This is a genomic window from Paenibacillus sp. FSL R5-0486, assembly GCF_037975155.1.
Classification (GTDB): domain Bacteria; phylum Bacillota; class Bacilli; order Paenibacillales; family Paenibacillaceae; genus Paenibacillus; species Paenibacillus amylolyticus.
Genome location: NZ_CP150237.1, coordinates 6,053,670 through 6,073,379 on the forward strand (window position 1 = coordinate 6,053,670; position 19,710 = coordinate 6,073,379).

Genomic DNA, 19,710 nt, shown 5'->3' on the forward strand with positions numbered 1-19,710 from the left:
TTCGCTTCTTCAGGTTCCTTCTGTCCTCTCCGTTTTGTGTAAATCTTTAATTCAATTTATATAAATCATCTCTTATCTATAACTTCCGCACATGAAAGCACGGTTCTTTGGCTTAATTATGGATAGTACATATGATTCTTCTTACTCTGCAAGTCCGTTTTTATAAGCATAGATCGCAGCCTGTGTACGGTCGTCTACGCCCAATTTTGCCAGTAAGTTTGTAACATGGAATTTGACCGTCTTAATGCCGATGATTAGATCATCAGCGATGTCCTGATTCGATTTACCTTTGGCGAGCAACCGGAGCACATCCATTTCTCGGTCAGTCAATTCATCATGCAAAGGAGCTGCTGCCTGTGGCTGCCGGAAGCGATTCATCATTTTCGAAGCCACCTGTGACTCCAGAACGGATTGCCCGCGAGCTGCTGCGCGAATCGCATCTGCCACTTCATTGGCTCTTGATGTTTTCAACAGATAACTGAATGCGCCTGCTTCAATGACAGGATACATTTTTTCATCATCCAGGTAACTGGTCAATACGATGACTTTGCACTCTGGATACATTTTAAGTACCTGACGAGTAGCCTCAATGCCGTCCATTCCTTCCATAACCAGGTCCATCAGAACAACATCAGGCTTATATTCCTGTGCAAGCCGAATGCCTTCCTCTCCACTACCTGCTTCACCAACAACTTCAATTCCATCTTCGGTATCCAGTACCGCTGCAAGACCAATACGTACCATCTCATGATCATCCACGAGCAATACTTTGATCGACGTTTCCGTCTCCGTTTCGACTTCCGGTTCCATTGACATGTTCTTCCTCGCTTTCATCGTTCATCAAAGGTATCGTAATCTCAATCCGCGTTCCCTTACCAGGCGCTGTTACAAAATGTATGGCCCCGCCAATCTCCGTAACACGTTCACGCATGTTAGCCAGACCGTAAGAAGCTTGTTTATTCTCATCCAGATCAAAGCCTTGCCCATCATCACGAATCAATACCCGGATCGCATCAGTACGGCGCTGGATCCGTATCTCCATTTTTTCCGCTTTTGCATGCCGTAACGTATTGGACATAGCCTCCTGAACGATCCGGAACAGATGATTCTCGATGCCTTTGATCAGATCAATGTCTTCGTCCATTTCGAGCACAATGTCCATGGGTACTTTTGTTTTCAGTTCCATCACCAGATCACGCAGACCTTGTTCGAGATGTTTACCCTCCAGATAGACTGGACGCAGATGTAACAGTAACGCACGCATCTCGGACTGGGCTACCGAAGCCATCTCCTCAATCAAAGCCACCTGCCGCTGAGCACGTTCAAAATCCTTCTCCATCTTCCGTCCAACGGCCGTTGCTGTCATGGATATCGCAAACAATTGCTGCGATACCGCATCATGTAGTTCCCGTGCCAAACGTTGCCGCTCTTCCACAATAGCCGTAATTCTGGCTTGTTCAGCAAGCTGTGCATTATGAGTAGACAACCGCTGGAGCGTAGATATCTGATCTTCCCACTTTTTGCCGATTCGTCCGAGTTGCTCACTTAAACGGCCCACATCATCATCGCCCAGATCAGGTACAGTGCGTGATAGAGAGCCCTTCTCCCACAGTAGAAGTGTTTCCCGCAGCAGTTCGAGCCGGCGTTTAACCCGGTAACTCTGATAGAACCCAAAGACCGCACCGATTCCAATCAGAAGCAGCAATAAGGCCAGACCCGATTGAATCAGATGACGCCAACCTGTAAACGGAGCAAGATAACCATATGTATACAATACATACAAAATAACAGCGAGCACAATGAAAACCAGGAGGATCCCTTCACCCATACTTCGGGTTACCATGTCGGTATGTCGTTTTGTCTTCATCGGGGTCTCCTCCTTCTCTTCATCTATTTTACTACGGATTACTGATGTTTAGGTCGCCAACAATATAAGAAATGACAAATTTTGCTTTATGTTCACTGGATTCATATCCAGGCGTTCTCCATACTAATTTGTTCATCATGCCGCTATCTTGTTCTCCAAGAAGATTAATCCGGCCGAAAAGAACCGATGCTTCAATCTCCACACCATAATCTTCTGGTAGTGTAAGGCGAACATTACCCATAACTCCTTGCAGCAGCACAATTGTTTGTTTCTCCTCCGGAATCGAAAGAGATAGATCCGTGTTAACCTCACCTATGGCATGCCACAGACTCATACTACGTAACGTCCAGGATGATTGATCCCAGTAGTACCGAGCCATGAAATTCTGTTTCTTCATAACGCCTTCGTCCAGATGAATCTTTTTGTTTTTTGAATAAAAGTAAGCTAAAGAAGCAAGTACAATCAAAAATACAATCATTAAATTATCCAGCAATAACAGTGCCGCACCAATGCCAAGATACCGATGACCTTTGCGGGTATCCCCATTGCGGACTTGAAGCATTCCAACCGTTAACAGAATCAGTGCGGCAGCGGTCAGGAAGTTAATATTGTCATTCAATAACATCATTGTGCCAATAATCATAATGACAACTGCAAGCCATTTACTCTTTTGATTCATCCCGCCGCACCTCCTCTGTAAGTTAATCTCTCTTTATTCAACGGAAAAGCCATATCAGGCAATGAAGTCCTGTATGGCTTAACTTTTGTTCTACCAACCGTACATTATACACGATTTATAGAATATCATATTGTCCACTAAGCGAACAGTTATTCTTTTGAAGTTCCGTTCGCTTCATTCTTGGAACCATTGCCCATTTTATTTTTGAGGGCTTGTAATTGCTGATCCACTTTGAATTGTTTTTCCACATCTACAGGATTCGTATACGTGGATGATGTGTTGCGATAAGGTGCACGAGCTACGTCAGCTTCAGCTTCCAGCTGCATAATTTTCTCTTCCATGCGGTGGAATCCAAGTGATGCGCCGCCACTTTCGATCGAATGCAAGCTGTTGATAGAAGACATTTGTTTTTTGGCTTTTGCCATTTGTGCACGGGATACAAGTTCATTACGTTTGTTACGCATTTTGTAGAACTCATCTTTCATATCATGCAACTGTTGCAACAGATCTTTTGCTTGTGCTTCGGACTGTGCATGCAGTTCGCTGTACTCCGTAATTTTTTGATCAAAGTAGATTTTCTCTTCCAACAATTTGCGTGCCACTTCTTCCTGACCGTTAGACAGAGCAGCTTCTGCTTGGGACTCACGTTGTACCGAAGTACGCTCCGCTTCATCCAAACGTTGTTTCATGCGGCGCTCATTTGCCATTTGTTTAGCAACAGTTACCTCTGCCTCATGAATCTCAGCCTCCATATCACGCAAGTACTGGTTCAACATTACAATCGGGTCCTCTACTTTATCCAACATATCATTTACCGATGCTTTCGTCATATCCTTAATCCGTTTAAATACTCCCATTTTACTTTTCTCCCTTCTCGTAACGAGATAATTTTTGGCGAAGCTCTTCAACTTCTTTTTTCAGTGCTTTTTTCTCGATATCTTTCATCATGGAATCAAGTTCACTTTCTTGCGGTGCTCCTGCTCCGTAGGCGTTGTTGTCATAAGAACGGGGACCAGATTGAGGTCTGCCGTTGAATCCAGGGCCGGGACCGAAGTTACCAGGACCTTGTTGGTTGTGATTATTTTGAAAAGGACCTCTTGGTGGCTGATGATCATAGTTGTCGTATCCTCTGCCAGGACCAGGGCCTTGGCCCGGACCGTAGCCATATGGATCATAAGGCGGATACGGTTCTTTTGGTACCACCAGTGCTGCAATAAAGTATATTAACAACGACGTGCCGCCAGTTACGAAGATACTGATAACAAAGATGATACGCAGCAGGGTGGAATCCATTCCGATGGTTTCGGAAATTCCGCCGCACAAGCCGGTTAACATCCGGTCACGCGTTGAGCGGTATAATTTGCTCATGTGCTTGCTCCTTTCGTTTACTTGTATCCTCTTACGTTGGAATCATAAGCATATGGATCAACGTGATTGGATTCCTTTGGTACCACCAACGCAGCGATGAAGTAGATCAACAATGATGTACCTCCCGTAGCGAAAATACTGATGAAGAAAATGATACGTAGCAGCGTGGTACTCAATCCGAGATTTTCAGAAATGCCACCGATCAAACCTGTTAGCATTCGATTACGCGCCGAGCGGTATAATTTACTCATTGTGACTACTCCTTTCTGTCATTGTTCAATTTTTGTCTTAAGCGTTCCAGTTCCTTATCCAACGTAGAGGATGACATGCTGCCAGTCACTCCTGAACCATCTTGATTCATCCGCCGGATATCGCGGAGACTTTGTGCTTCATATTCGAGATCAGAGACTTGATCATCCAGTCGGTTAAACATACGGGGTACATTCTGACCGTTGTGATTGCCTCTCTGGTTCATACGTTGTTGTAACTGAATCGTCTGCATACGAGCGTAGTAATATTGGCGTTTGCTGTATACATTCTGATATTCAACCTTCAGCTGATCGATCTGTTCATCCAGCTCCTGTAATGCCGCATAACTTTGTGCATACAATTCATTGTACTGTTCCATTTTTTCCTCGTGGAGGATTTTCTCCTGCAAGGCCAGCTTAGCAAGATGTTCTTCCCCTGCTTTCAGAGCCATGGATGCCTGTTCTTCCCGTTTGTTCACCATACCTGCTGCCTGATCGGCTTGTTGTTTCATTTGTCTGGTATGGCTTGCATATTGATGACGAAGTTTCTCGGCTTCACCGATGTCTTGGCGGGTCGAGACCAGGAACTGATCAATCAGTTTGACTGGATCCTGACTTTGCTCCAAATGTTCGTTCAGATTGGCTACGGTAATATCCCGCATTCGACGAAATACACTCATTATGTTCTGTCCCTCCTTTTCATAATCGTGAAAGCTTAGTACCGACCACGACGACTGCGGTTATTGCTTAGCATTGAGATACCAAAGATGATTAACCCGATCGCGATGATCGGTCCGATCAACCATGCCAGTTTACCCATCAGTGAGATGATACCGATGATGAGAACAATCCAGCCAAGCATCACATTCCCTCGTTTAACTCCGTAGTATCCCAGTGCAATCATCAGGACCGGAATCAGATAACCCATTAAGTGTCCAAGAAGTGGAGTTAACTTTCCGAAGAGGAGTAGTGCACCCAGCGCAATCAATACAATCGCCCAGCCATTTCCCTTATTCAATCTCATAATTGTTGTTCACCGCCCTTCCATTCGTTCCTTTTAATGTGTTGAGTCATTTGTTCGTTTGTTCGTTTGTTTCTTGTTTCTGTGTTTCTTGTTTAACCTTATGTCCTTATTCTAGGGGATTCCGCGACTTTTCAAAACAGACCGTGGACGGTTTTTCATCCTAGACTCAGGTCGGGGATCTAGTTGGACCTTTGACTGTCCCTATATAAGACCAACGTTCCACCTAAGCTGAATAGCACTCCAGATACCTTCTATTACCCGTATTCAGGCTACACTTTAGCCGATATCGACCTGTAGAGAGAATGATGTCCATGTCTCTATTTACGTTCACACTGCAATTTCGTTTCTCATGATTCCGTATTGGATAGTCATTCCAAGCCGTTTCTCTAACCTTTTCTGCAAAATCATCTATCAGCAATCCCTTATCTCTACTTCTATACTCTCTTGTAAAATTACTTATTTATCCAAATAAACAAAATTTAGATTGTTCTATATGTAAGCGTTTACTAAAATAGAAAGTGTTACTATTTCTAATGTCAGGGGTGGAACTGAAACTGTGCGACCAATCAGCTATCTCCATAAAATGATCATCTTCGGAATCCTGTTAAGCACCCTGCCCATTTTGTTAACGGGAATTGCCGCATTTATCTATTCATCAAACCAAACAGAGCTGCATCGTATGCAGGCCAACAGACAGTTGCTGGAACAAATGCAATCCAACGTAGAGCACAAACTTGCTACAGTCAGTTATATGCTTGATCAGGCCGTTCGCTCTCCGGTAACCCTCCGTTCCCTGTCTGCTTCTTCTTCAATAGAAGGGAATGGACCATTACTTGCCGACAAACTACAGAGCGAATTTCAGAATATGAGGTCATGGGAACCTTTGCTGGATATCACGTTGGTGAACCAATCTCAGAATTGGCTTATTGACCATGCCGGATTATACCGTAATACGGATTTCCCACTGGCTCTTCCCATGAAGGAATTGATATCGGATACGCTAACCTCTGGATGGCAACTCTCCCCTTCATCGGTGTTCAGTAATGATGAGCGTTCACCAGGTACAGGCTGTATCTATCATATTGCCCTTGCGAGATCTATTCCGAATCTGAATACATCTTCCGATGCTGCCCTGATTGCCGGAATCCCTGCATGCTCTTTGCAAAATACACTAGGAGAAGCCTCCTTAGGCAATGCTACCTCAGGACTGATCATTTTGAATCGGGAACAACGTATCTTGGTCCATCCCGATCCTGTATACATTGGACAACCGTTGTCTGCCATTGGATTACAGGATCGGGATACGGAAGCCAACATAACCAAACTATCACCCATCACATTTTCAACAGGCTTTGAAAAACGGGAAGTTAAGATCGCCGATACACATTATTCCCTGACGTATAGCCCTTCTACCTTAAAGGGATGGACTTATGTGCTAATCTCACCTACCAATATTCTGACACAAGAATATATCGATATCGGATTACACACCTTGTATATCAGTATCTGCTTACTTTTACTTTCATTATTACTCGCCTGGCTCGGCTCCAAGCGAATGCATGTCCCGATTCGTAAACTTTTAACCCAACTTGGTGACAACCACCTGTCCAAAGAAGGAAACACGGTAGCTCAGCAATCACCACCATTTTCTGATGAGTTCGAACAGATCAGAGCAGGGGTCTCACAATTATCTGCCTCTCACTCCCAATTAGAGAACACACTTAATGTGCATCTATTGCAGATTCGCAATCATTTTATGATGAATCTGTTCCAGGGTAAGATCCCTGTTCATACTCTTCATGACGCCCTGAATGAATATGGCTACACGCATCAGGTTCGGGAATGGCAACAAATTGCTGTTATTACACTACAGGCCGATCTCGTTAATCATACAAAATATAGAGCTAGTGATCGTGATCTCTTATTATTCGCTATTCAAAATATATTGGAGGAAACGGTTGTGCATAACCAACAATTGCTTCCCATTGTGCTGGAACATACGGTAGTCACGGTGATTGGGACCGTTGAACAGGATCAGTTTATTTTTTCACAGCAGCTATATGTATTAACAGACCAGTTACAACAACAGATGGATAAGATTCTGGCTCTTCAAGTCAGTATAGGGTTCAGCCAGTCGCACAGCTCTCTACATCACATCCCTCAAGCTTACACAGAAGCCTTGGAAGCACTGAGGCATCGGATGAAGCTGGGAACAGGCATTATTTTTCAATATGAGAACATAGATCATCACACTCCCACTTGGTCCATGACCTACCCGGAATCATTGGAATATTCGTTGATCCAAGCTATTCAAAGTGCGGACGAAGTCCAGGCCTCTGCTCTTCTGAAACAACTGCTGGAAGTGATCTTTGGTATGGAGGTTACACCGGAGGAGTATGAGGTGGCTCTTACGAGGCTACTCACGCATATTTTGCAAATGACTCAGGAATCCGGCATACGACTCGGACAGATCTCCCAAGGTCGTGGTTCGATGTTTCATGAACTTCATAGTTTGCAGTACGCTGCTGAAGTTGAGGATTGGTTTAAATATCAAGTCATCTTGCCCGTCATTCAGGTTTTTAAAGCGAGACAATATGCCCAGTATCAGCATATATCTGAGAAAATGATTGCCATGATTCATCAAGATTATGATAAGGATCTGACGCTTGAGGAATGTGCCTTGAAGCTTCACTACAATGCCAACTACTTAAGTAGTGTTTTCCGCAAAGAGACAGGCTGTGCATTTAGTGAATATCTGACCAAGTACCGATTTAACATCGCTAAAAAATGGCTGGACGAAAGTGATCTAACCGTTAAAGATATCGCAGCACGACTTCGGTACAACAATCCGCAAAACTTTATCCGGTCATTCCGTAAATGGGAAGGAATCACCCCCGGCCAGTATCGGGAGCGTAAGCAGAAAGCAGAAGTATCGAACATCTCTAAATAAACGAGGGTTTGGTTCAAAGCGGTCGATGAATTAGTGGCTTCAAAAAAGAGGGAGCACATAAACTGCTCCCTTCACTTACACCTTCACTTCTGCAATCTTAACTTCATATGTTTCAACCGTTCATCTTTTGGCACAGCGTTGTGATGCTTCCTAGTGTTATCTTAGACGTTAGACTACATTGTCTCAGTCTCAATTCCTGATTATCAGTACACGTGCCACGCTTATGCGATTTATCGCTTATCCTTAGTGCGAACTGTTTTCATATTGGGCTGTTCAAGTTGAATTAGAATCTTACCAAATCTTCCTCCACGTGAGAAGGTCACCGTACTATCCTTGTACGTATCCAGAATGTACTCTTCAGCCAGTCTGAGAGAATCTTCATCCGATGGTAACTCATACGTATTAAGCCATTCTGGCAGCTTCTCGATAGTCTCTTCCACCGGTACTTCAAATGAGTTAACTTCTCTCGTAATGATCATCGTATAAGAATAGCCCTTCAAATACAGCAACTGTTGGATATACCCCATATCACCGACCTGGTGTGAAGAAGTTACACCCAGTACATCCTTAAGTTCATCCATTAGTGTGTGTTCCTTATGTCCCGCCATAGTACTTATATACACATACTTCCGGGCACAATTGATCGCCTGCTCAATCGTTTCCCAATCCGACATCGCCGGACACATGGATGCAAATGCAAAGTCATATTTCTTCTCCCAGCCTTTATCCTTAATGGAGATTTCTTCATATCGTTCGTTTACGATTTCGATTTTGGATTCCAGAGCTGGAGGTATCGTCTCTTTCATAAGGGAGACAAGCAACTCAGAAGGCTCAACTGCGGTCACACTTGCCCCCTTTTCCGCAAAAGGAATGGTAAATATGCCTGAGGCTGCTCCAATGTCCAAAATGGATAACCCTGCGAATTCCACACCCTGGTTTTCAATCCAGCCCATAATGCGTTCAGAACGCTGCTTTCCTTCTTCAGTGAACGACTGTGCATGATAATCCCTGGCCCATCGCTCAAAAGCTTCTTCTATATTAGAGGGGACGCTTTTCTTCTTATATTTTGAACTTCTCGGACGATTCTTCCATGCCTCTTCCCATACAGAAAGATCAAATAACAGATCGGTATCCGATACATTTTTTCCATTAGTCACTCTACTTCACTCCTCCATATTAAAGACTTTACTTATCTACAATATACTCAATATAATCATACGTCAATCTTTATTAACGTCCATCTTCTCTTACTCTAGATTTTCTTACTGCACATAAATCGTTTCATATAAAATAAAAATAGCCCTACACATTGCATAAGCAACATGTAGGGCTATTCAATATACCGGCGAGAGGACTCGAACCTCCACGGTTTCCCACTCGATTTTGAGTCGAGCGCGTCTGCCATTCCGCCACGCCGGCATATGCTGGAGGCGCCACCCAGATTCGAACTGGGGATAAAGCTTTTGCAGAGCTGTGCCTTACCACTTGGCTATGGCGCCATATTTTGGAGCGGACGACGGGAATCGAACCCGCGACCCTCGCCTTGGCAAGGCGATGCTCTACCGCTGAGCCACGTCCGCATAATGGCTGGGGATATAGGATTTGAACCTATGCATGACGGAGTCAAAGTCCGTTGCCTTACCGCTTGGCTAATCCCCAATAAAAAATGAAAAAACAAAGGGGCGATCGAGGGGAATTGAACCCCCGAATGCCGGATCCACAAACCGGTGCGTTAACCACTTCGCCACGACCGCCATAAAAGGTTAATTTCTAAAAAGTTAATTGGCAGGGGCAGCAGGAATTGAACCCACACCAACGGTTTTGGAGACCGTTGTTCTACCTTTAAACTATGCCCCTAAAAACTGGTGGAGGATGATGGATTCGAACCACCGAACCCGTACGGGAGCAGATTTACAGTCTGATGCGTTTGGCCACTTCGCTAATCCTCCAGGATTACATGGTGCCGGCGAGAGGACTTGAACCCCCAACCTACTGATTACAAGTCAGTTGCTCTACCAGTTGAGCTACACCGGCATATTAAATTATTTTAAAAATGGTGGCTCGGGACGGAATCGAACCGCCGACACGAGGATTTTCAGTCCTCTGCTCTACCGACTGAGCTACCGAGCCATAATAAAGTCTAATCTTAATTCCTTACACTTTATATAGGGCATCAGTGCCATACAGCAGATGTAGTGAACAGTTTGCCTCATGTAAAGATTAAATGGCGGAACCGACGGGATTCGAACCCGCGATCTCCTGCGTGACAGGCAGGCATGTTAGGCCAACTACACCACGGTTCCAGATCACTTTCTCAAAGGAAAGTATAATTGCGGGGGCAGGATTTGAACCTGCGGCCTTCGGGTTATGAGCCCGACGAGCTACCGGGCTGCTCCACCCCGCGTCATTATAAAGTTTATATGGTGGAGGCTGAGGGGATCGAACCCCCGACCCTCTGCTTGTAAGGCAGATGCTCTCCCAGCTGAGCTAAGCCTCCGAACAACACATTTATGATCATACCATAATCTTGTTGTAAAAATCAACTTCTTTTTTTGAAGTTATTATGACCCGTAGGGGATTCGAACCCCTGTTACCTCCGTGAAAGGGAGGTGTCTTAACCCCTTGACCAACGGGCCTTAATATTATGGCGGAGAGAGAGGGATTCGAACCCTCGAGACGCTTGTGACGCCTACACGATTTCCAATCGTGCTCCTTCGGCCAGCTCGGACACCTCTCCATATGGCTCCCCGAACAGGGCTCGAACCTGTGACAACTCGATTAACAGTCGAGTGCTCTACCAACTGAGCTATCAGGGAATATGCTTCAGAGATCGTTCTCTGAAAACTAGATTCGAAACGAAACACGCGAATTACAACTTGCTATTGGATAAGCCCTCGACCGATTAGTACTGGTCAGCTCCATGCATTGCTGCACTTCCACCCCCAGCCTATCTACCTCGTCGTCTTCAAGGGGTCTTACATACTGGGAAATCTCATCTTGAGGGGGGCTTCACGCTTAGATGCTTTCAGCGTTTATCCCGTCCGTACATAGCTACCCAGCGGTGCTCCTGGCGGAACAACTGGTACACCAGCGGTACGTCCATCCCGGTCCTCTCGTACTAAGGACAGCTCCTCTCAAATTTCCTACGCCCACGACAGATAGGGACCGAACTGTCTCACGACGTTCTGAACCCAGCTCGCGTACCGCTTTAATGGGCGAACAGCCCAACCCTTGGGACCTACTTCAGCCCCAGGATGCGATGAGCCGACATCGAGGTGCCAAACCTCCCCGTCGATGTGGACTCTTGGGGGAGATAAGCCTGTTATCCCCAGGGTAGCTTTTATCCGTTGAGCGATGGCCCTTCCATGCGGTACCACCGGATCACTAAGCCCGACTTTCGTCCCTGCTCGACTTGTAGGTCTCGCAGTCAAGCTCCCTTATGCCTTTGCACTCTTCGAATGATTTCCAACCATTCTGAGGGAACCTTTGGGCGCCTCCGTTACTCTTTAGGAGGCGACCGCCCCAGTCAAACTGCCCACCTGACACTGTCCCCGCACCGGATTACGGTACCAGGTTAGAACCTAGATACGATCAGGGTGGTATCCCAACGTTGCCTCCATGCAAGCTGGCGCTCACACTTCAAAGGCTCCCACCTATCCTGTACAGATCGTACCCAAATTCAATATCAAGCTGCAGTAAAGCTCCATGGGGTCTTTCCGTCTTGTCGCGGGTAACCTGCATCTTCACAGGTATTAAAATTTCACCGGATCTCTCGTTGAGACAGCGCCCAAGTCGTTACGCCATTCGTGCGGGTCAGAATTTACCTGACAAGGAATTTCGCTACCTTAGGACCGTTATAGTTACGGCCGCCGTTTACTGGGGCTTCGGTTCACAGCTTCGGGATTGCTCCCTAACCACTCCCCTTAACCTTCCAGCACCGGGCAGGCGTCAGCCCGTATACTTCGCCTTACGGCTTCGCACAGACCTGTGTTTTTGCTAAACAGTCGCTTGGGCCTTTTCACTGCGGCCCCCTCGTGCTATTCACACTACCGGGGCACCCCTTCTCCCGAAGTTACGGGGTCATTTTGCCGAGTTCCTTAACGAGAGTTCTTCCGCGCGCCTTAGAATACTCTTCTCGCCTACCTGTGTCGGTTTGCGGTACGGGCACCATCACCTGGCTAGAGGCTTTTCTTGGCAGTGTGAGATCATGACCTTCGCTACTATAATTTTCGCTCCCCATCACAGCTCAGCCTTAATGATGTGCGGATTTGCCTACACATCAGCCTCACTGCTTAGACGGACATCCATCAGTCCGCGTCACTACCCTACTGCGTCCCCCCATTGCTCATAACGGCTTACGGTGGTACAGGAATTTCGACCTGTTGTCCTTCGACTACGCCTTTCGGCCTCGCCTTAGGTCCCGACTTACCCTGAGCGGACGAGCCTTCCTCAGGAACCCTTAGGCTTTCGGCGGATCAGATTCTCACTGATCTTTTCGTTACTCATACCGGCATTCTCACTTGTATAATGTCCAGCGCTCCTTACGGTACACCTTCAACCCTTATACAACGCTCCCCTACCCCTGATGCAAAGCATCAAGCCATAGCTTCGGTGGTGTGTTTAGCCCCGTTACATTTTCGGCGCAGAGTCACTCGACCAGTGAGCTATTACGCACTCTTTCAATGATGGCTGCTTCTAAGCCAACATCCTGGTTGTCTGTGCAACTCCACATCCTTTCCCACTTAACACACACTTGGGGACCTTAGCTGATGGTCTGGGCTGTTTCCCTTTTGACAATGGATCTTAGCACTCACTGTCTGACTCCCGGAAGTAAGTCTATGGCATTCGGAGTTTGACTGAGCTTGGTAACCCTTGCGGGCCCCGCACCCAATCAGTGCTCTACCTCCACGACTCTGTTTTCCGAGGCTAGCCCTAAAGCTATTTCGGGGAGAACCAGCTATCTCCGAGTTCGATTGGAATTTCTCCGCTACCCCCACCTCATCCCCGCATTTTTCAACATGCGTGGGTTCGGGCCTCCAGTGCGTGTTACCGCACCTTCACCCTGGACAGGGGTAGATCACCCGGTTTCGGGTCTACGTCCACGTACTCAGTCGCCCTATTCAGACTCGCTTTCGCTGCGGCTCCGGCTCTTCACCTTAACCTTGCACGGGAACGTAACTCGCCGGTTCATTCTACAAAAGGCACGCCATCACCCCTAAAACGGGCTCTGACTTTTTGTAAGCACACGGTTTCAGGTTCTATTTCACTCCCCTTCCGGGGTGCTTTTCACCTTTCCCTCACGGTACTGCTTCACTATCGGTCGCTAGGAAGTATTTAGCCTTGGCAGATGGTCCTGCCGGATTCATACGGGGTTTCACGTGCCCCGCACTACTCGGGATCCGTCTCGGAGGGAACAGACTTTCAACTACAGGGCTTTTACCTTCTTTGGCGGGCCTTTCCAGACCTCTTCGCTTAACCGGTTCCTTTGTAACTCCATGTGAGACGTCCCACAACCCCAAAGAGCAAGCTCTTTGGTTTGGGCTTCTCCGCGTTCGCTCGCCGCTACTGACGGAATCACTATTGTTTTCTCTTCCTCAGGGTACTTAGATGTTTCAGTTCCCCTGGTATGCCTCTGCATAACCTATGTATTCAGTTATGAGTAACTGGAAATTACCCCAGCTGGGTTTCCCCATTCGGACACCCCCGGATCAAAGCTTGCTTACAGCTCCCCGAGGCAGTTTCGTTGTTCGCCACGTCCTTCATCGGCTCCTAGCGCCTAGGCATCCTCCGTGTGCTCTTAGTAGCTTAACCATTTTGTTCCGGTTTCGGTCGCTCGCTTCCCTTGTTTTGCTTGCGCAAAGCCAAAAGTCGCTCTCACCCGATACCCTCACAAAAGCAATTTAACTACCTTTATACACTTGACTTGTTTGCACAAGTTCAGCTTAAAGGAATGTTCTAATTCGCGTTTGTTTCGTTTCGATATCTAGTTTTCAAAGAACAAGCTCCATGCAAAAGCAAGCTGTTTGAGAGTTTGAGCTCTCAAAACCGAACAACGAGTGAGTGTTTTGTAGCTAAGCTGCATATTTGAATGTTTCCGTTGCAGGAAACGATTCTCCATAGAAAGGAGGTGATCCAGCCGCACCTTCCGATACGGCTACCTTGTTACGACTTCACCCCAATCATCTATCCCACCTTCGGCGGCTGGCTCCTTGCGGTTACCCCACCGACTTCGGGTGTTATAAACTCTCGTGGTGTGACGGGCGGTGTGTACAAGACCCGGGAACGTATTCACCGCGGCATGCTGATCCGCGATTACTAGCAATTCCGACTTCATGCAGGCGAGTTGCAGCCTGCAATCCGAACTGAGACCGGCTTTGTTGGGATTGGCTCCATCTCGCGATTTCGCAGCCCGTTGTACCGGCCATTGTAGTACGTGTGTAGCCCAGGTCATAAGGGGCATGATGATTTGACGTCATCCCCACCTTCCTCCGGTTTGTCACCGGCAGTCTATCTAGAGTGCCCACCCGAAGTGCTGGCAACTAAATATAAGGGTTGCGCTCGTTGCGGGACTTAACCCAACATCTCACGACACGAGCTGACGACAACCATGCACCACCTGTCTCCTCTGTCCCGAAGGAAAGATACATCTCTGCATCGATCAGAGGGATGTCAAGACCTGGTAAGGTTCTTCGCGTTGCTTCGAATTAAACCACATACTCCACTGCTTGTGCGGGTCCCCGTCAATTCCTTTGAGTTTCAGTCTTGCGACCGTACTCCCCAGGCGGAGTGCTTAATGTGTTAACTTCGGCACCAAGGGTATCGAAACCCCTAACACCTAGCACTCATCGTTTACGGCGTGGACTACCAGGGTATCTAATCCTGTTTGCTCCCCACGCTTTCGCGCCTCAGCGTCAGTTACAGCCCAGAGAGTCGCCTTCGCCACTGGTGTTCCTCCACATATCTACGCATTTCACCGCTACACGTGGAATTCCACTCTCCTCTTCTGCACTCAAGTCACCCAGTTTCCAGTGCGATCCGGGGTTGAGCCCCGGGATTAAACACCAGACTTAAATGACCGCCTGCGCGCGCTTTACGCCCAATAATTCCGGACAACGCTTGCCCCCTACGTATTACCGCGGCTGCTGGCACGTAGTTAGCCGGGGCTTTCTTCTCAGGTACCGTCACCTTGAGAGCAGTTACTCTCCCAAGCGTTCTTCCCTGGCAACAGAGCTTTACGATCCGAAAACCTTCATCACTCACGCGGCATTGCTCCGTCAGGCTTTCGCCCATTGCGGAAGATTCCCTACTGCTGCCTCCCGTAGGAGTCTGGGCCGTGTCTCAGTCCCAGTGTGGCCGATCACCCTCTCAGGTCGGCTACGCATCGTCGCCTTGGTGAGCCGTTACCTCACCAACTAGCTAATGCGCCGCAGGCCCATCCCCAAGTGACAGATTGCTCCGTCTTTCCAGTTCTCTTCAGGCGAAGAAAACAATTATTCGGTATTAGCTACCGTTTCCGGTAGTTGTCCCAAACTTGAGGGCAGGTTGCCTACGTGTTACTCACCCGTCCGCCGCTAACCATCAGAGAAGCAAGCTTCTCTTCAAGTCCGCTCGACTTGCATGTATTAGGCATGCCGCCAGCGTTCGTCCTGAGCCAGGATCAAACTCTCCAATAAAGTATTGAAAAGAGCGATAAGCTCATTTTGAATCTGACGAGATTAAAAATCTCATTTGTGCTCCAGCCGATTCAAGCCAAGGCTTGTCTCAAACTTTCGCGTTCATTCTGCAAGCAGAATGTTTACTCACTCGTTGTTCAGTTTTCAAAGATCAAACACGATTTGTTTTACTTTTTTTCGTCTCAACCAAGTTTCGGCGGCGACTTAAATAATGTAACACATTTCGTTTGTTTTCGTCAAGAACTTTTTTTAATTTCTTTTTTGAAGCTTTAGTTCTTCACTTTTCCTCTGAAGAATTTATCGTTTGTTGGCGATAATCTCGTTTGAGGAACGAAATATAATGTATCATATATCGTGAATGAGAGTCAACATCTTTTTATAAATTATTAGACAAACAAAAAAGGAAGGTTTCCCCTCCCTTATGTGATCAATATAATGTCAGGCCTCTGGAGAAGGTTATGCCTCAATCCAATACCGAATTTCCCGACCCTCTCCTCCGATTGATGGCCATCCTGCCGATTCTTTTACAATAGAACGAAAGACCAGCTTACGTATTACCAAAGGCAGATCTTCTCGAACAAATCTTAACTGTGGATGATGAACAAGTTCATTCATGCTCCACGGCTCCTTGCGACTTCTTAACACACGCAACAGCAGTTCTGAGCATTCACTCATTTTGGACATTACTGAAAACTCACAGGCAAGCAGGACAAGCTCTACTCGCTGCTCCAGCGTCTCCGAGCTTACGGTAAGCTCTTGATAAAGTTTCCATAAAGCGCGATCCAGATTCTGCACATGTGTCCAGACGGCATGATCCGGGTATATCCCCTGTTCAATCAATACAATTCTTGCCCAGTTCCCCAGAGCCTCTAATACATTGTAGTAGGCGTCTACAACATGACCTTCCTGAATATGACGTTTGGCCTCCACATACATTCTCAAGAAACTGGTGAATTCATGAAGCAGCTTCTGCTCACGCAATTCTGCCCCAAAGGTAGACAGTTCTTCTCGCAAATCACTTAAGGCGCTGTCCGCTTCCCAGATAATCTCACCTTCAATCAGACACTGGGTGAGATTATTATGATTCCCGGTTACTACACTACTCTTTAATTCATGACGGCTCGCATAGATCATCTGATAACGAAGATCACCATATCTGTAATGTCCGACCGTCGACTTCAATTGATCATCATTATGAACAACAAGTACTAATAATTCGAAATCTTGAATTAGGGAGCCGTGGAATCGCTCTCCCGGGTGGGAATAAGCGATAGCCCCAACTGCCCCTGTCTCTTCCGACTGTTCGGACAAAAAAGCAAGGTTCTTTAATTCCACGATTCCCTCCATACATTTCATGGCAGATAAGCGCCAAGTCAGTTATAATGTAATTCTACATCCAGACTGAAGTTTCCTTCTTTTCCAGGTCCAATACTACTCATACGATAGGAGCATTTTTCATGATTTTTAAATCAGCAAAAATTAATGCTTTTCGCACTTGGGGATTACTACTGACCATGCTAGGTATGGGCCTAATGATACTGGGAACAGCCGGGATTGTTTTTTGGGGACATGCAGGCAAGGTCTTCGCAGCTGTAGGACTCGTCATCGGCCTGATTGCCATGATGGCCAGTCTAGCCATTTATTTCTGGGCGGGTATGCTCTCCACCAGTGCAGTACAAGTCGACTGTCCGGAATGCGGGAAGTTAACCAAAATGCTTGGCAAAACGGATCGTTGTATGTTCTGTCATACCATCCTCACCCTGGACCCTAATAAAGCCAACATGACCAGTCAACAACTGAAAGCGCCTTCTACACAAGCTCCCCCCACCGATGGTTAGCACAAAATGGTCTCCAACCGTTAAATGTCTTTTACCTTAATTTCATTGAAGAACAAAAAAAAGGTCCGGTATGTTTACCGGACCTTTTTGGACTTGGCTTATAAGTGAGCCCTTATTGCTGTTATCGATAGCTAAAATATGAAGTTAAGTTATAAGTTCTACGACCAATAAAACGCTAGACTGTACGTATGATGGTATCCAATGAGAAAATTTGAACTTAGTGAAAATAAATTGGAGCAAGCAGACACTCTGAGTTCGAGTAAATTATTTCTGGTATCCGGCCTGCTTCAATGCCTCCCATGCAGAAGCATTAGCAAAACTTCGATTCCATGCTGCTACTCCGCCCAGCTTCAGCGAAGCAACCAAATCCACACGCGCCTGAAGGGACACGGCATCTTCGATCCATATTTTCTTGGTAGCTCCGTCTTCCTTATATTCCACATAGTTCTGTCCACTTGCCTGATCCAGTTCAGGTTTGAGTTTCTTCTCTTGAATCAGCTCCACAATGGCATTCATGCCCACCGCTTTGGAAGACACTTTAACCTCACCCTGATCATTCGTCTCTTCCGTCCATATCCGGGTATAGAGCGGAACCGCCATGATCAACTTGTTAGAAGGGACTTCATCCTCCTCAAGTATGCGTCTCATGGAAGCCTCGGTCCAAGGCAGAGATGCTACCGAACCTGCCTTGGGACTGGCCGCCCAATGTTCATCATAAGCCATCACAATAACATAGTCTGCAAAAGAACCTAATGCACGGCGATCCAGAAAGGCAGACCACATCTCACTGTTTGATTTTGGTGTTACATCAATTGATAACATCAATCCATGTATACGAGCCATCGCCTTGATCTCGCGCACAAACTGCGTAATATTCGGCCCGTCATCGGTATACACGTTCTCAAAATCGATGTTGATACCATCCAGTTGATACGTCTGTGCATACTCTAACATCTGCTCAATAATATGAGTGCGTGTCTCGTAAGAAGCTACAGCTTCTTTTGTAACGTCCGGATCAAAGCTGTTATCCATGAGTCCCCATACTTCCATACCCGAACGGTGAGCCCAGTTCACATAAGCTTGGTTTCCCTTGCTTTTCACAGTGCCCTGTCCATCCGTAATATGAAACCATGTGGGGCTGACCACATTCACACCTGGCATTTTACCGATAGAGCCCACATCAGGCTGACGATTGTACACGGCTTCCCAAACCAGATTTACCGGTTTATTCTGCCACTTCTTCTCTGCTGCAGTCAGCGTATACTTGGGCAAGTCCACCTTCTTTTTCTCGGTGAGGACAATATAATCATTATCTACATATCCGGCATATCCATTATCGAGTTGAACAAAACTCTGTTTATCACCCGTCTGCCATACACGTACCCGTGCATCCTTTTCCATGTCGGCAATGATTGGTGAGGATTCTCCACCACGTTTATATAACGGCACCGTTTTGTCGGCTTTGGATGATAACGTATCGATCTCTGCATACTGTATCATGTCTCCACCACGCATCAGCAGCACAGCACCTGTTACTGAATCTTCCTGTACGGTTATGCCATATACTTCTTTCAAAGGTTTGAGCGGAATATAGGCTTCTCCGCCCTTAACCTCAGGCTTAACTGTCATAGGATAATCTTTGTGATTAAGTTCTGCTTGTGTGCTTCCATCTTTCATATGAAGGACTCGCTGAGGAGAGGCAATAATGATATCTCCCGATTCTGATTCATAACGTATGCCTGCATCAATCGCTTCTTGCAGCACATCTACAGGCAACTTAAGTTGATCTCCTGTACCCAGAGCGTCTCCATCCATCAGTTGCCCATCTACAAAAATAGGCTGGCTTCTTCCTACCCAGTCGGGGTCTTCATGGGTCTGGTTCAACCATACATTTGTTATAAGCCAGTAAGCCCCCCCGGCGATCAGACAAGCCCCGAGAAAACCGGGCCAAAATGAACGTCGCTTCTGACGTGTATATCTGCTTTTTCTACCCAAACGTCTACCTCCGTTAATTATGCTGATCATAAGGATGTGCGCATAAGTTGTTATAAAGATGAGCATTT

13 protein-coding genes, 15 tRNA genes and 2 rRNA genes are annotated in these 19,710 nt (G+C 46.6%); 2 read left to right on the top strand and 28 right to left on the bottom strand.

The window, feature by feature from the left end; translation table 11 throughout:
- Positions 1-141: 141 nt before the first annotated feature.
- From MKY01_RS26825 to MKY01_RS26860, 8 genes are all read right to left on the bottom strand, one after another.
- Positions 142-810, bottom strand: coding sequence for a response regulator transcription factor (locus MKY01_RS26825; RefSeq protein ID WP_091020933.1), 669 nt, complete (start codon positions 808-810; stop codon positions 142-144).
- A complete protein-coding gene (locus MKY01_RS26830; RefSeq protein WP_036605687.1) occupies positions 752-1,867 on the bottom strand; it encodes a sensor histidine kinase in 1,116 nt (371 codons plus the stop codon). Before MKY01_RS26830 ends, MKY01_RS26825 begins: the two co-directional genes overlap by 59 nt.
- 31 nt (positions 1,868-1,898) lie before the next feature.
- The gene (liaF, locus tag MKY01_RS26835) at positions 1,899-2,546 is read right to left on the bottom strand and encodes a cell wall-active antibiotics response protein LiaF (RefSeq protein WP_282320233.1); all 648 of its coding nucleotides are present in this window, start codon (positions 2,544-2,546) and stop codon (positions 1,899-1,901) included.
- A 149-nt stretch (positions 2,547-2,695) separates the two neighbouring features.
- Entirely contained in the window at positions 2,696-3,403 is a 708-nt protein-coding gene (locus MKY01_RS26840; RefSeq protein ID WP_017692315.1) for a PspA/IM30 family protein, read from the bottom strand.
- A 1-nt stretch (position 3,404) separates the two neighbouring features.
- Complete coding sequence (locus tag MKY01_RS26845) at positions 3,405-3,914, bottom strand: PspC domain-containing protein (RefSeq protein WP_017692314.1); 510 nt, start codon at positions 3,912-3,914, stop codon at positions 3,405-3,407.
- 17 nt (positions 3,915-3,931) lie between these two features.
- Positions 3,932-4,165 carry a PspC domain-containing protein gene (locus MKY01_RS26850; RefSeq protein ID WP_017692313.1) on the bottom strand — a complete coding sequence of 78 codons (234 nt, stop codon included), beginning with the start codon at positions 4,163-4,165 and terminating at the stop codon, positions 3,932-3,934.
- A gap of 5 nt (positions 4,166-4,170) precedes the next feature.
- The gene (locus MKY01_RS26855; protein ID WP_017692312.1) at positions 4,171-4,842 is read right to left on the bottom strand and encodes a PspA/IM30 family protein; all 672 of its coding nucleotides are present in this window, start codon (positions 4,840-4,842) and stop codon (positions 4,171-4,173) included.
- A gap of 35 nt (positions 4,843-4,877) precedes the next feature.
- Positions 4,878-5,186: a hypothetical protein gene (locus MKY01_RS26860; RefSeq protein ID WP_017692311.1), complete on the bottom strand. Its 309-nt coding sequence runs from the start codon at positions 5,184-5,186 to the stop codon at positions 4,878-4,880.
- 556 nt (positions 5,187-5,742) lie between these two features.
- Here MKY01_RS26860 and MKY01_RS26865 point away from each other — a divergent pair.
- Positions 5,743-8,136 carry a helix-turn-helix domain-containing protein gene (locus MKY01_RS26865; RefSeq protein ID WP_339284270.1) on the top strand — a complete coding sequence of 798 codons (2,394 nt, stop codon included), beginning with the start codon at positions 5,743-5,745 and terminating at the stop codon, positions 8,134-8,136.
- 230 nt (positions 8,137-8,366) lie between these two features.
- On the opposite strand, the gene MKY01_RS26870 is transcribed toward MKY01_RS26865, so the two are convergent.
- The 19 genes from MKY01_RS26870 to MKY01_RS26960 all read right to left on the bottom strand — a co-directional run bounded on the left by MKY01_RS26870 (position 8,367) and on the right by MKY01_RS26960 (position 17,144).
- Positions 8,367-9,293: a class I SAM-dependent methyltransferase gene (locus tag MKY01_RS26870; protein WP_127548115.1), complete on the bottom strand. Its 927-nt coding sequence runs from the start codon at positions 9,291-9,293 to the stop codon at positions 8,367-8,369.
- Between the two features lie 183 nt (positions 9,294-9,476).
- Positions 9,477-9,555 (bottom strand) — tRNA-Leu (locus MKY01_RS26875).
- A gap of 6 nt (positions 9,556-9,561) precedes the next feature.
- A tRNA-Cys gene (locus MKY01_RS26880) sits at positions 9,562-9,635 on the bottom strand.
- A gap of 6 nt (positions 9,636-9,641) precedes the next feature.
- Positions 9,642-9,716, bottom strand: a tRNA-Gly gene (locus tag MKY01_RS26885).
- Positions 9,717-9,720: 4 nt separating this feature from the next.
- Positions 9,721-9,795 (bottom strand) — tRNA-Gln (locus tag MKY01_RS26890).
- 22 nt (positions 9,796-9,817) lie between these two features.
- A tRNA-His gene (locus tag MKY01_RS26895) sits at positions 9,818-9,890 on the bottom strand.
- A gap of 29 nt (positions 9,891-9,919) precedes the next feature.
- Positions 9,920-9,993, bottom strand: a tRNA-Trp gene (locus tag MKY01_RS26900).
- Positions 9,994-9,999: 6 nt separating this feature from the next.
- Positions 10,000-10,085: transfer RNA gene (locus MKY01_RS26905), tRNA-Tyr, on the bottom strand.
- A gap of 9 nt (positions 10,086-10,094) precedes the next feature.
- Positions 10,095-10,170: transfer RNA gene (locus MKY01_RS26910), tRNA-Thr, on the bottom strand.
- Positions 10,171-10,190: 20 nt separating this feature from the next.
- Positions 10,191-10,266 (bottom strand) — tRNA-Phe (locus tag MKY01_RS26915).
- Between the two features lie 95 nt (positions 10,267-10,361).
- Positions 10,362-10,439: transfer RNA gene (locus MKY01_RS26920), tRNA-Asp, on the bottom strand.
- A gap of 27 nt (positions 10,440-10,466) precedes the next feature.
- Positions 10,467-10,540 (bottom strand) — tRNA-Met (locus tag MKY01_RS26925).
- A gap of 17 nt (positions 10,541-10,557) precedes the next feature.
- Positions 10,558-10,633 (bottom strand) — tRNA-Val (locus MKY01_RS26930).
- 67 nt (positions 10,634-10,700) lie between these two features.
- Positions 10,701-10,772, bottom strand: a tRNA-Glu gene (locus MKY01_RS26935).
- Positions 10,773-10,781: 9 nt separating this feature from the next.
- A tRNA-Ser gene (locus MKY01_RS26940) sits at positions 10,782-10,873 on the bottom strand.
- Positions 10,874-10,876: 3 nt separating this feature from the next.
- Positions 10,877-10,952 (bottom strand) — tRNA-Asn (locus MKY01_RS26945).
- Between the two features lie 66 nt (positions 10,953-11,018).
- Positions 11,019-13,947: ribosomal RNA gene (locus MKY01_RS26950) — 23S ribosomal RNA — on the bottom strand.
- A gap of 309 nt (positions 13,948-14,256) precedes the next feature.
- A 16S ribosomal RNA gene (locus MKY01_RS26955) occupies positions 14,257-15,809 on the bottom strand.
- The 16S and 23S rRNA genes sit together here with 15 tRNA genes alongside, the layout of an rRNA operon.
- A gap of 456 nt (positions 15,810-16,265) precedes the next feature.
- Complete coding sequence (locus MKY01_RS26960; RefSeq protein WP_036667991.1) at positions 16,266-17,144, bottom strand: nucleotidyltransferase-like protein; 879 nt, start codon at positions 17,142-17,144, stop codon at positions 16,266-16,268.
- A 122-nt stretch (positions 17,145-17,266) separates the two neighbouring features.
- On the opposite strand from MKY01_RS26960, the gene MKY01_RS26965 reads away from it, so the two are divergent.
- Positions 17,267-17,647, top strand: a complete 381-nt coding sequence (locus MKY01_RS26965; RefSeq protein ID WP_017692307.1) for a DUF2614 family zinc ribbon-containing protein — start codon at positions 17,267-17,269, stop codon at positions 17,645-17,647.
- 264 nt (positions 17,648-17,911) lie between these two features.
- Here the strand turns inward: MKY01_RS26965 and MKY01_RS26970 are convergent, their stop codons facing one another.
- On the bottom strand, positions 17,912-19,642 hold the full coding sequence (locus tag MKY01_RS26970) for a glycosyl hydrolase family 18 protein (protein WP_339284272.1): 1,731 nt from the start codon (positions 19,640-19,642) through the stop codon (positions 17,912-17,914).
- Between the last annotated feature and the right edge of the window lie 68 nt (positions 19,643-19,710).